Below are 12,513 nucleotides of genomic sequence, written 5' to 3'. Positions count from 1 at the left end.
CACCCCGGTCTCCGTGCGCGCCAACCCGGCCGGGTCAATTCGGGCCGTTTCCAACGCTTCCCAGCACACCTCCAGCAACAACCGCTGCTGCGGATCCATGCTCAACGCCTCGCGCGCCGAAATCCCGAAGAACCCGGCGTCGAACCCGGCCGCGTCCGCCAAAAACCCACCGGCGCGGGTGTACGTCTTGCCCACCGCATCCGGATCGGGATCGAACAACTCCGCGAGGTTCCAGCCCCGATCGGCCGGAAAACCCCCGACCGCGTCGGTGCCCGTAGCCACCAAATCCCACAACGCCGCCGGCGAATCCACCCCACCCGGGAACCGACATGCCATGCCCACCACCGCAATCGGCTCGTCCACCCCCACCCGCGATTCCACCGCGGGTGCCGCCGCGACCGACCCATCCAATAGCCCGCCCAGGTGGGCGGCCAACTCCTCGGGGGTCGGATAGTCGAACGCCAGGGTGGGCGGCAACGGCAGCTCGGTTTCGGTCCTGAGCCGATCCAGCAATTCGGTGGCCTTCACCGAATCAAAACCCAGGTCCCCGAACGCGCATTCGGGGTCGATGTCGTGCGGGCTCGGACGCCCCAACACCGCCGCCGCCTGCGCACAGACCAGCCCCACCAGCAGGTCGCGCTCCTGGCGGCGGAGCGTCTGCTGCTGGCGGCGCAGCGTGCGCAGGCGTTGAGTCCATCCGGAGTCGGTGCCGGAGTCGGTGCCGGCGACCACATCCACGTCCTCGACCGCTCGCGGCGCCGGCCGGCGGATCGACCCGTCCAACCGGGTGAACTCGTCGCGCAGATACAGCTGCACGCAGTCCCGTCGGCGGACCTTGCCGCTCGTCGTGATGGGAATCGAACCAGGCGGCACCAGAACGAGATCCGCCACGCCCAGGCCGTGTGCCCTGGATATGGCGGTGGCGATTTCGCGCCTGAGGGCGCCCATCCGCCGCATCGCGGCCTCTTCGGGTTCGTCCCGATTCTTGAGCTCGGCAATGGCGACCAGGCTCTCCAGGCCGCCGTCATCCGGAACCCCGATCGCCACGCAGCGGCCCCGGGTGATCTCCTGGATCGTCGCCTCGATGTCATCGGGAGAATGGTTGCGCCCGTAGACGATCAACAGGTCCTTGATGCGGCCGATGATGAACAGCTCGCCGTCGGAGAAGAAGCCCAAATCCCCGGACCGCAGCCACGGCCCCTCGGACGCGCCGGCCGACGCCCCGACCAGGGTTGCGCCGAACATACCCTCGGTGCCGGGAGGATTTCCCCAATATCCTTGCGCGACATTGTCGCCCTGCACCCAGATCTCACCGACGGTTCCCGCCGGACACTCGGTGGCCGTATCGGGGTCGACGATGCGCACCGCGGGCGACCGTGGCACGCCGTAACTCACCAGCGGCGTGCCGCCGTCCCCGCATCGTTTCGCGTGCCCGGCGGTCAGCTTCTCCGATTCGAAGTGAACGATTTCCGGCGACTGGCCCGCTTCGCGCGTCGCGATGTACACGGTCGCTTCCGCCATCCCATACGCGGGCCGCAACATCCGGTCGTGAAAGTTGAAGCGGGCGAACCGCTCGGCGAAGCGCTGCAACGTCGCGGGTTGCACTCGCTCGCTGCCGTTGAGGATGCCGAGGACGTTGCCGAGGTCGAGCCCGGCCATGTCGTCGTCGGAGGTCTTTCGGGCCGCCAGTTCGAAGGCGAAGTTCGGCCCCGCCGAGAATGCGTGGCTGTTGCTCGCCAGCGACTGCACCCATCGGGCGGGTCGTTGCAGGAACGCCGCCGGGCTGGTGACCTGGGCGGGGCATCCCGACAGAACGGGAAAGACGATCGCCAGATACAAACCCATGTCGTGATAGAACGGCAGCCAGGACACCATCGTGGTGTCCTCTGGGGCGATCCCGCCAAAGATGTCCACATTGATCTGCTCGAAGTTGGCCACGATGTTTTCGTGGGAGATCTCGACGCCCTTCGGAGTGCGCGTCGACCCGGACGTGTACTGCAAATACGCGATCTCCGGCCGCCCCTGGACCTCGGCGGCGGGACCATTCTCGGAGTCGAGGTCCAGCAAATCGACCTCGATGACCGGCGGCGCTGGCTCACCGGGCTTCGACTTGAGGTATTCGACGATGTTGCCCGCCACAGACGATGTCGTGAGAATCGCCGAGGGCGACGCGTCACTCAGTACCGAGATGAACCGCTCATCGGTGACGCCACCCAGCGGAACCGACAGCGGAACCGCGATCCGACCGGCCTGCAGCGCGCCGAGAAAGCCGGCGACGTAGCCGAGTCCCTGCGGCGCCGCGATCACCGCGCGATCGCCCATCGACCCGCACGAGCTGAGTTCGCGCGCCACATTCCGCGTGCGCCGATACAGCTGCGACCACGTCAGGCTTTCCGGAACGCCCGCCCAGTCCCGCTCGTAATCGACAAACGTGAACGCCGTCTCACCGGGCCGCAAATTAGCGCGTTCCCGCAGCACAGCGGGGACGGAATTCCCGTGTCCTTGCGGAGAATCAGCACGAATCATCGGGGAATTCCTAGGCCAGAAGGTTTTTCGGTTAGCCGACCCGCTGTAAGCGGGCGAAATTTTCGACGAGATCGGTGGCGGCCGCGACGCTTTCGGCGGGTTTGGTCATCCGTGGGGCAAGCTCGCGGGCCCGGCTGCGGTATTCCGGGGCGAGGATCCGGCGTAGGTCCTTGACCAGCGAGTCTTCGGTGGTGGTCGATAGACGCCGGTAGGTGCCCACCCCCAGGCGTTTGAGCGCCGCCCCCTCCAACGGCTGGTCATAGAACGTCCAGAGCACCACCTGTGGCACTCCGGAGCGCAGGCACGTGGCGGTGGTGGCCGCGCCGCCGTGATGGACCACCGCGCGGCAGGCCGGAAAAATCGCCTCGTAATTCACCGCACCCACGACCTTGACGTGGTCGAACTGGTGGATATCGCTGAAGTCGCTGACGCCCGCGCAGACCAGCGCCCGCTCCCCCAGCCGCTCGCAAGCCGCGGCGATCATGGCCAGCACGGTGGCGGCGGATTCGACTGCGAGACTGCCGAAGGCGAAGCAAATCGGCGGTGTTCCGGCCCCGATCCACGACAAGACCTCGTCGTCGGCATCCTGTGGGAACCCCAGCGTCAGCGTGCCGACGAGGGGGCGCTTGCCATCCCATTTCGCCCACTCGGCCTCGAGCCCCGGAACGAAAAGCCGGTCGTAGCCCTGGATTTCAAGAGATCCGCGGTCTTCGATCCGGCGCGGCCAGGGCCGGGTCGCCTCGGGCAGACCGAGCAGCCGGCGTTGCGCGTCCTCGGCTTTCTTCGCCGGACCGCCCCACGTCATCCGCTCGTATCCCCGCATTGCGGCGCGGCCCAACGGCGCCGGCAGCAACGGCATCACCTTCCCGTTGGCCCGGATCGGGAACCAATGCAGCATGGCGAACGGAATGTCGTAGAACTCAGCGACATTGAAGGGGAACTGCTCGAAACCATAGCCGGAGATGATCAGGTCGGCGCCGTCCCCCAGCGACTGCAGCGTGTCGAACGCCTCCTCCGTCCAGCATCGGCTCACGATCTCCGCGATTTCGCGCCCCAGCCTGTCCAGCTCCTGCATCCGCCACGGGCGGCGAAACAACAGCGTCCAGTAGTCGCGCTGCACGTCCATGATGATCCGCGAGTCGAGACCGTAGCCGACGGCCGCAACCCCTGCCGCCTCGGCGAAACCGACCAGGTTGGGCGGTACCGCGATGCGCACGTCATGCCCCCGGCGCGTCAGCTCACGGCCCACGACCACGGAGGGCTCGACATCGCCACGCGCCCCGTAGCACGCCAGCGCAAATTTCATTGCGAGTCTTGACCTTTCAGTTGTGTCAGTGCCCCGATTCGGCGGCGGCGCGGTAACCGCGGACGGCCAGCGGCCCGAGCACCGCGGCGAGACCGAGGGCCCACGCGAGGGTCACCAGCAGCGGCCACAGCACGGGACCGCCCTGGGCCAGCCCCCGCATCGACTCGATCGTCGCCCACATCGGTTGGAGGCGGATCTCCAAGCGCACCCACGAGGGCAGCGTTTGCGTGGGAACGACACCGGAACTGGCGAACACCGCACCGGTGGACGGCACCCCCAGCCACATGAGCGCGGAACCGGTCCGGGCGCGCACCGCGATCGCGATCACCGCCATCGAGAAGACGACCACCACCAGCGCCGGCACCAATATGAACGGGATGACGTTGAGCAGGCCGCCTTTGAAGCGAAGCCCGAGTACGACACCGACCGCCGTGATCAGCGAGGCACTCACCAGCGTGCGCGCGGCCTCGGCGAGCAGCCGGCCGGTCAGCGCGCTCGCCCGGTGCACGGGAAACACCCACAGCCGGCCGATCAGGCCGCTGTCGCGGTCGATCCACATGCGGCGGCCGGTCGCGAGCGCCCCGAACATCGCACCGGCGACGGCACACATCGGCACCAGGCCGTAGAGACTTTCCGTGCCGGTGATCCTGATTATCGACTTGCCGACCAGCAGTTTGTAGGCGATCAGCAGAAAGGTCGGGAACACCAGGGCCTGGATCAGCACCATCGGCTGGCGCCGCCACCGGGTGAGCAGATGGCTTGCGAACAGCAGGGTTTCGCTGGCCAGGGAACTCCGCGGCGGTGCGGGCGCGCTCATTGCGGACGCCCCTGCACCCGCACGGCGATCGCACCGAACACCGCCAGCAGCCCCAGACACCACGCCAAGCTGATCGCCAAATTGCCCACCGCGACATGGCCGGTGGTGAATCCACGCAGGGTCTGCGTCACCTGCGAGACGGGCTGGTAGCGCACGAACGGATTGAGCCAGTCGGGGAATGAGTCGGCCGGCGCCATCCCGGTGGACAGCATGACCAGCAGCATCTGGGGAACGAGGAGCAATTGATCCAGCACCCCGCTGCTCGCGAACCGACCTTGCGAGGCGACGGACACCACCCCGGCCGCATCGGCGGCGAGCGACAGCGCCAGCGTCAGCACGAGGGTGAGGCCGGCGAAGGCGGCCGCGTAGATCAACCCGCCGAACATCCGGAAGCCGAACGCGTACCCAATGGCGATCGCGGCGAGCAGGCCGAGGGTGCCGCGAAACAGGCAATACGACATGCGCGCCATCAGGGGCGTGACCGTGGATATGGGAAGCGTGCGGAGCCGATCGGCGAAGTCGCTCCGCTCGTCCTGGGCGGCACGGTCGATGGTCGTCAGCGCGCCGAGAAAGATCACCTGGATGACGACGACCGGCAGGACGTACTGCGGGTAGCTCATGCCGCCGGTGTCGATCACGTTGCCCAGCATGAAGTTGAAGACGACGAAGTTCAGCGCGGGCGACACAACCGCGAATATCAGATCGTTGCGCATCGCGTTCTGCACCGCGCGCTCGGTGAGCGCGGCGAGCGCGGTCACGTGGTGACTTTCGCCGTGAGGTGCAGGAACGCTTCGTCCAAGGACGGCTTGCGCAGGGCGATGTCGAGGAGCTCGACGCCAAGCCGGTCCACCCGGCGAAACACCTCACCGAGCGTCGCGACGCCGTCGGGCGAGAGCACCGAGACGGTGTTCGCCTCGTAATCGGCCTCGGCACCCTCGAGGTCGGCGACCGCTTCCAAGATCTTGGCGAGGTCGGCAGGATTCACCGGACTCACCGTGCAGTAGCCCAATCCCACGCGGCGCTTGAGGTCTTCGGCGGTCCCCTCGGCGACGACACAACCTTTGTTCAGCACGACGATCGAATCGCTGAGCACGTCGGCTTCTTCGAGATATTGCGTCGTGAGCAGGATCGTCACGCCCTGGGATGACAAGGAGGACACCAGGTTCCACACATCGCGGCGGCTGCGCGGGTCCAGGCCGGTGGTCGGCTCGTCGAGGAAAAGCACTTCCGGCGGAACCATCAGCCCGGCGGCGATGTCGATGCGGCGCACCATGCCACCCGAATAGGTGTGCACCGGCCGGTCGGCGGCGTGCGACATGTCGAACTCATGGATCAATGCGTCGGCTCGCAGCCGCGCGTCTTTGCGCCGCATCCCCCGCAGCCGGCCGAACAGCACCAGGTTTTCCCGGCCGGTCAGCTCGAAGTCGAGCGCGGCCAGCTGCCCGATGCTCCCGATGCTCGCCCGCACCTGGGCCGGCTCCCGGACGACGTCGTGCCCGGCCACGACCGCTCGGCCGGAGGTGGGCCGCAGCAACGTCGAGAGGATCTTGATCGCGGTCGACTTACCGGCGCCGTTGTGACCGAGCAGAGCGCACACCGACCCCGTCGGGACGAAAAAACTCACGTCCTGCAGCGCGCGAATTTTTCCGTCAAAAGCCTTTGCTACGCCGTCTAGCTCGATCACGAAGACAGACCATACCCGTCGGTAGACGCGTGTTGAATAGAAACGGGCCGCTGCGGTTTTGAAGTTGCCCCGGTCGCGAGCGCCAACCCGCCGTGGGGCTGGCCGTTCAGACCCGCCGATTTCGTCATCCGGGGTTACCAGGGTGGCCGTTGTGCTTGGCCCCGATTCCGGTGGTGGTGGCCGTCCCGCCGGCCCCGCCGCCACCGCCGGGGGTGCCGGTCCCGCCGTCGCCGCCGTCCCCGCCGGTGGCGGTGGCCGCCGAGAAGGTGGATGAGATTGCCGCGAGTCCACCGGCCCCACCGGCGCCACCGACGCCGCTGGTGGCGGCCCCGCCGTCGCCGCCGCGGCCGCCGTTGACGTTTCCGAATCCGTTCGTGACGGCCTGACCACCGGTACCGCCGGCCCCGCCGGACGCGCCCGCCCCGCCCGCGCCGGCGGCGCCGCCGGTGCCGACGGCCGAAGAGGTAGTGGTCTGGATGGTCACGTCGCCGCCGGCCCCGCCGAGCCCACCGACGCCGACGGTGCCGGTGCCACCGGCGCCGCCGTGCCCGCCGCCGACGTTTCCGAAGCCGTTCGTCAGGACGCCGCCGCCGGCCCCGCCGGCGCCACCGGACGTGCCGTTCCCGCCGGCGCCACCGTCGCCGCCGGTGCCGACGGCCGCAGAGGCGGAGGTCTGGATGGTCACGCCGCCGCCGGCGCCGCCGACCCCGCCGACGCCCAGGCTGCCGTTGCCGCCGGCCCCGCCATGGCCGCCGTTGGTCACTCCGGTTCCGTTCGTGATGACCGCACCGCCGGTCCCACCGGCACCACCGGAGCTGCCGTCCCCGCCCTTGCCGCCATCGCCGCCGGTGCCGGTGGCCGCGGAATTGCTCTGGATGGCCACGCCACCGCCGTTGCCACCGGCCCCTCCGACGCCGTTGCTGCCGGTGCCGCCCGCGCCCCCGTGGCCGCCGGTGGTGTTGCCCGTTCCGTTCGTTTGAACCGCCCCGCCGGTCCCGCCGGCGCCACCGGAGCCGCCGTTCCCGCCATCGCCGGCGTCGCCACCGGTGCCGGTGGCCGAAGAGGAAGAACTCTGGATGGCCACGCCGCCGCCGTTGCCACCAGTCCCGCCGACACCGCTGCTGCCGGTGCCGCCCGCGCCGCCGTGGCCGCCCGTGGTGGCGCCCGTTCCGTTCGTTTGGACCGCCCCGCCGGCGCCACCGGCGCCACCGGATGCGCCGTTGCCGCCCTTGCCACCGTCGCCGCCGGTGACGGCTACCGAAGAGGATGAACTCTGGATGGCCACGCCGCCGCCGTTCCCGCCGGCGCCACCCACGCCGGTGGTGCCGGCACCACCGGCGCCGCCCGCACCGGGTTTGACGGTTCCCGTGCCGTTGGTGAGAACCTGCCCACCCGCTCCACCGGCGCCACCGGATGCGCCGTCCCCGCCGATGCCACCGTCGCCGCCCGTGACGGTGGCCGAAGAAGAAGCATTCTGGATGGCCACGCCGCCGCCGGTCCCGCCCGCGCCACCAACACCGCTGCCGCCGGTACCACCGGCGCCGCCGTGGCCGCCGATGGTATTGCCGGTGCCGTTGGTGACGACCACGCCACCGGCCCCGCCGGCACCACCGGAGACGCCGCTCCCGCCGGTGCCGCCGTCGCCGCCACTGACCGCGGCCGAAGAGGTGGCGCTCTGGAACTGCACGCTGCCGCCGGCCCCGCCGACGCCCCCGATGCCACCGGTGCCGGTGCCGCCGTCCCCGCCGTGGCCGCCGACGGTGGCTCCCGCTCCGTTGGTGACGACCACGCCACCGGCCCCACCGGCGCCGCCGGCGAAGCCCTGCCCGCCATTGCCACCTCCGCCGCCGGTGACGACGGCCGAAGAGGTTCCGTTCTGGAATTGCACGCTGCCGCCGGCGCCGCCGGCCCCACCGAGGCCGATGGTGGCGGTGCCACCGTCGCCGCCGTGACCGCCGGTGGTGGTGCCGGCCCCGGCGGTGATGACCTGTCCACCGGCCCCGCCGGCCCCACCGAAGGCGCCGCTCCCGCCGTTGCCGCCGGTGCCGCCGACCACGGGTACGGCGTTGGCAGTGTTCTGGATAAGCACGGCCCCGCCGGCCCCGCCGGCCCCGCCGACGCCGCCGACGCTGCTACCGCCGTTGCCTCCGGTCCCGGGTGCGACGGCCCCCGTGCCGGTCATGGTGACGCCGGCCCCGGCGCCGCCGTTGCCGCCGTTGCCGCTGCCGGGAGCGTTCCCGCCCTTACCGCCATTGCCTGCCTGCGAAGCGGCGGCGCCGCCATTGCCGCCGTTACCGCCGTTACCGGTGCCGGCGCCGTCGCCGCCGGCGCCCCCGTCACCGCCAGTGCCGGTCTGCGAAAGGGCGGCGCCGCCATTGCCGCCGTTGCCGCCGTGACCGTTGCCGGCGGCGGCGCCGCCCGCGCCGCCCTGGCCGCCACTGCTACCGCTGCCGCCGGCACCACCGTTGCCGCCGTCCGGGTGGAGCAGGGTGCCGGCCGCGCCGTTGCCACCGGCCCCGCCGGCGCCGGAGGTACCGGTGGTGCCGGCGTTGCCGCTGCCGCCCGGGGTGCCGAAGATGCCGGCCGAGCCGCCGGCACCGCCGGCACCGCCGAGGCCGCCGAGCCCGCCCGCGCCGCCGGCGCCACCCGTCCCGTTGTTGATGCTGAAGTCGCCGGTGCCGCCGGTGCCGCCGGCACCGCCGTTGCCGCCCGCGCCGCCCTGGCCGCCGTGCCCGCCGGCGCTCAAGAACCCGACGGCGCTGCCGCCGGCCCCACCGGCCCCGCCGGCCCCGCCCGCAAAGCTCGAACCCGGGTTGCCGGGAGTGCCGGTGGCGCCGGTGGCGCTGAACCCGCCCTGACCTCCGGCACCGCCGGACCCGCCGGCCCCGCCGAGCAGCGACTCGCTGGCCCCGCCGGCCCCGCCGTTGCCCCCGGCGCCACCCAACTGACCGGGCACCGCGCTGGAGCCGCCGGCCCCGCCATTGCCGCCGTTGCCCGCGGCGCCGCCGCCGAACAGGCCGTTCCGGCCGCCGGCCCCGCCGTTACCGCCGTTCACCCCGGCGGTGGTAGCAGATGCGCCGGCCCCGCCGTTGCCGCCGTGCCCGAAAAAGCCCGCCGACCCGCCGTTACCGCCGTTCTGCCCGGTTCCCGCCGCTCCGGCAGCGCCGTTGCCACCGTTGCCCCACAGGATCCCGCCGTCCCCGCCGTTGGCGCCCGGCGTGGTGGCGTCGGCGCCGTCGCCGATCAGCGGGCGCCCCGTCAGCGCCTGGACCTGCCCGTTGATCGCCGCCAGCGCCTGGTCCAACGGTGAAGCATTGGCCGCCTCCGCGGCCGCGTAGGCGCCCGCCGCGCCGTTCAACGCCTGCACGAACTGTGCGTGAAACGCCTCCGCCTGCGCGCTCAGCGCCTGCTGCTCCTGCCCAAAGGCGCCGAACAACTTCGCGATCGCCGCGGACACCTCGTCCTGCGCGGCAGCCGCCACGGACATCGTCGAAGGCGCCGCCGCCGCGTAGGCCGCACCGATCGTCCGCCCGATCCCGGCCAAATCCGCGGACGCGGACCCCAAAGCTCCCGATGTAGCGATCACATAGGAAGACACTGGGTTCCCCCTCGGTGGGGACGGGACGGCAAGGACGCGGGTGATTTTAGGCGTAGGTTACGCGTGTCTAATACGGTTTGGAATCCGATTCCGAAAGTTTGAACCAAGCTCAAATTGCATACCCCGGACCGTCGCAGCACCGCGCAGCGCGCGCTGTGTGACTGATGCGACAGGAGCGACTAGGGGTCAGGTCTGTTGCAAATGAGCGCTTTCGCTGCTGCGACCCGGCGAAGGGGTCGGCTCGGCCGGGCCGATTCGGGGCTCAAGCGGCCGGCTCACGGACCGGAAGGCCGGCCGCGCGATACATCGCGTCGATGACGGTCATGTTCTCGACCGCTTCCTCCGGCGTCGTCTTCACCGGTTCGCCGCGCAGCACGGCCGCGGCGAAGGCGTCGAGCTGATGCCCATAGGTGGAGCGCCCCGCCGTGAAGTTCTCCACCCGCTTCCCGGCGGTCGACCGGACCGAGAACCGCTGGAACGGGATCAGCGGGTGCAGCCGCAGCTCCCCGCGGTCGCCGACCACCTTCACGGTCAAGCGCGGTGGCGCCGCCGACCACATCGAGCAGTGGATCCGGCCGGTGTGCCCGCCGGCGAACCGCAGCTCGGCCGTCATGGCCCGGTCCACGTTGGGACCGCGCAGCTTCGCTTGTGCCGCAACGACTTCCGGGGTCGAACCGCCGAACCTGCGCACCATGTCGACCGCATAGCAGCCGAGGTCCATCAGCGCGCCACCGGCCAGAGCGTAGTTGTAGCGGTTGTGCGAGAACTTCGGCATCCAGAAGCACCACTCCGCCTCGACGCGCTGCAGCTTGCCCAGCTCTTCCGAGGCGATGATCTCCTCCACGCGCGCCGCGCACGGGTGGTAGCGGTAGTGAAAAGCCTCCATCACGACGCGATCCGACGTGGCGGCAATCTCGGCGACCTCGCGGGCCTCGGCGGCATTGGCCGTGAACGGCTTTTCGCACAGCACATGCTTGCCCGCGGCCAGCGCGGCCCGAGTCCACCGGCCGTGCAACCCAATTGGCAGCGGGTTATAGATGGCGTCGAGGTCTGGATCGGCGATCAGCGCCTCATAGCTCTCGTGCACCCGGCCGATGCCGTGTTCGGCGGCGAAGGCTTGAGCACGGGACACGTCGCGCGCGGCGACCGCGGCCACCACGACCTCGGCGTTGTCCCGAGCGGGCTTGATGAGCGCCGTCGGGGTGATGCGCGCCGCCCCCAGGATGCCGATCCGCACCGGTGCGCCGCCTTCAGACACGGACGGGATGCTAGCAGTCGACCCGCGGCCGGTCCGGCCGATTTCGCCGCCGGTAACGGCGCGAAACGCGCCGACATACACTCTGCCAATGCTCGCCGCTGATACCTTGCGCCGCGTGGGAACTCGGCTCCGCGCGATCGCGGCGTCGCGCAAGGCCGGCCCAATCCCGCGGGTGATGGTGATCTCAAACGTGGGCAGTTTCGGCGGCGGGGGTGCGCTCGACTTCCGCGACATGGTCTTTGCCATCCACGAAAAACGGCCCGACATAGACGTCGTCGCCGTCTGCCCGTGGAAGGGAAGCCTGGTCGCGGAATGCGCACGGCACGATATCCGGACCAAAATCACCTGGATACCGGGCTGGGCTTTTCTCGCGCGGTCGCGCGCGCCGCGCATTGAGGCGCTCATCGGCACGGTCCCGTATCTCGCGATGCTGCTCGTCGGCATATTGCCCGCGCTGGTCCTACTTATTCGGCAGCGTCCGACGATGGTGCTCACCAATACGATGGTCATTCCGGCGCACGCGATCGCCGCCAAGCTGCTCGGCATCCCGCATTACTGGCTGGTGCGCGAGTTCGGCAAAGACGACCATCGGCTTTGGTTCCTGTTGGGCTATCGCCGAACCATCCGCCTCATCGGCCGGCTGTCGGAGGCGGTGATCTGCAATTCGCAGGCGGTTGAGGACGCTCTGCTCGCAGTGGATCCGACGATGGCGACCCACGTCGTCTACCCGGTCGTCGACACCCCGCTCGGCACACCGCCGGAGCGGCAGCCCGGCGAACGCATGCGAGCCGTGCTGATCGGCTACTTCTCCGAAGCCAAGGGACAGCGCATCGCGGTCGAGGCCATCGCCATCGCCCGGGAGGCCGGCGTCGACATCGAGTTGACGTTGGTCGGCGCCGGCAACCAGAAACCGCTTCGCGAGCTCGCCGGACGCCTGGGCGTCGAGGACCTGGTGCACATCCATGGGCGCACCCGCGACGTCGGACGCTACTGGTCCGCCGCCCACCTAGGCCTCATGTGCAGCCAATGCGAGGCGTTCGGCCGGGTAACCGTGGAGGCGATGCGGGCCGGGCTGCCGGTGTGCGGGACGAACGCGGGCGGCACACCGGAGATCATCGAATCGGGAGTCAACGGATTGCTGAGCCCCGCCGGCGACGCGAACGCACTCGCAGCCAACCTGATGACCCTGGAATCGGACGAAGACCTCCGCCGCAAACTCGCCATTCGCGCGGTGGAAACGCCGCGCTTCCAACGCGACCGCCACGACGATGAATTCACCACCATTCTCGGCCTGTCTTGACGCGCATCGCGACGAACTTTTACC

At 70.2% G+C, this 12,513-nt stretch carries 8 protein-coding genes and 1 pseudogene; 1 reads left to right on the top strand and 8 read right to left on the bottom strand.

The genetic code is table 11. The features are described 5' to 3' along the window. The 8 genes and pseudogenes from A5655_RS28830 to A5655_RS18115 all read right to left on the bottom strand — a co-directional run. The coding region (locus A5655_RS28830) for an acyl carrier protein (protein ID WP_255362011.1) at positions 1–627 on the bottom strand (627 nt) is incomplete at its 3' end. Positions 628–777: 150 nt separating this feature from the next. Beyond that, a pseudogene (locus tag A5655_RS18145) lies at positions 778–2,526 on the bottom strand (AMP-binding protein); the annotation flags it as partial. Positions 2,527–2,557: 31 nt separating this feature from the next. Beyond that, on the bottom strand, positions 2,558–3,832 hold the full coding sequence (locus A5655_RS18140) for a glycosyltransferase (protein ID WP_067012275.1): 1,275 nt from the start codon (positions 3,830–3,832) through the stop codon (positions 2,558–2,560). Between the two features lie 25 nt (positions 3,833–3,857). Beyond that, positions 3,858–4,649: an ABC transporter permease gene (locus tag A5655_RS28825; RefSeq protein WP_067012273.1), complete on the bottom strand. Its 792-nt coding sequence runs from the start codon at positions 4,647–4,649 to the stop codon at positions 3,858–3,860. After that, positions 4,646–5,407, bottom strand: coding sequence for an ABC transporter permease (locus A5655_RS28820; RefSeq protein ID WP_067012271.1), 762 nt, complete (start codon positions 5,405–5,407; stop codon positions 4,646–4,648). Before A5655_RS28820 ends, A5655_RS28825 begins: the two co-directional genes overlap by 4 nt. Further along, positions 5,404–6,333 (bottom strand): daunorubicin/doxorubicin resistance ABC transporter ATP-binding protein DrrA, encoded by a 930-nt coding sequence (locus A5655_RS18125; RefSeq protein ID WP_067012269.1) that lies wholly within the window; start codon positions 6,331–6,333, stop codon positions 5,404–5,406. Before A5655_RS18125 ends, A5655_RS28820 begins: the two co-directional genes overlap by 4 nt. 124 nt (positions 6,334–6,457) lie before the next feature. Beyond that, positions 6,458–9,931 (bottom strand): PE family protein, encoded by a 3,474-nt coding sequence (locus tag A5655_RS29265; protein WP_304441663.1) that lies wholly within the window; start codon positions 9,929–9,931, stop codon positions 6,458–6,460. Positions 9,932–10,193: 262 nt separating this feature from the next. Then, the gene (locus A5655_RS18115) at positions 10,194–11,189 is read right to left on the bottom strand and encodes a Gfo/Idh/MocA family protein (protein WP_067012286.1); all 996 of its coding nucleotides are present in this window, start codon (positions 11,187–11,189) and stop codon (positions 10,194–10,196) included. Between A5655_RS18115 and A5655_RS18110 the strand changes: the two genes are divergently transcribed. Then, positions 11,155–12,489 carry a glycosyltransferase family 4 protein gene (locus A5655_RS18110; RefSeq protein ID WP_231999197.1) on the top strand — a complete coding sequence of 445 codons (1,335 nt, stop codon included), beginning with the start codon at positions 11,155–11,157 and terminating at the stop codon, positions 12,487–12,489. The genes A5655_RS18115 and A5655_RS18110 overlap by 35 nt on opposite strands. The last annotated feature ends 24 nt before the right edge of the window (positions 12,490–12,513 follow it).

The sequence above is a fragment of the Mycobacterium sp. 1081908.1 genome (genome assembly GCF_001673535.1).
In the GTDB taxonomy this organism is placed as follows: Bacteria; Actinomycetota; Actinomycetes; order Mycobacteriales; family Mycobacteriaceae; genus Mycobacterium.
The sequence above is the reverse complement of the archived record's forward strand: the minus strand, read 5'-3'. Positions and strand labels throughout refer to the sequence as shown.

What these genes read in the sequence shown, in the direction of transcription:
- A5655_RS28825 (WP_067012273.1), bottom strand. Translation starts at nt 4,649, where the DNA reads ATGAGCGCGCCCGCACCGCCGCGGAGTTCCCTGGCCAGCGAAACCCTG.
- A5655_RS18110 (WP_231999197.1), top strand. Translation starts at nt 11,155, where the DNA reads ATGCCGATCCGCACCGGTGCGCCGCCTTCAGACACGGACGGGATGCTA.
- A5655_RS18140 (WP_067012275.1), bottom strand. Translation starts at nt 3,832, where the DNA reads ATGAAATTTGCGCTGGCGTGCTACGGGGCGCGTGGCGATGTCGAGCCC.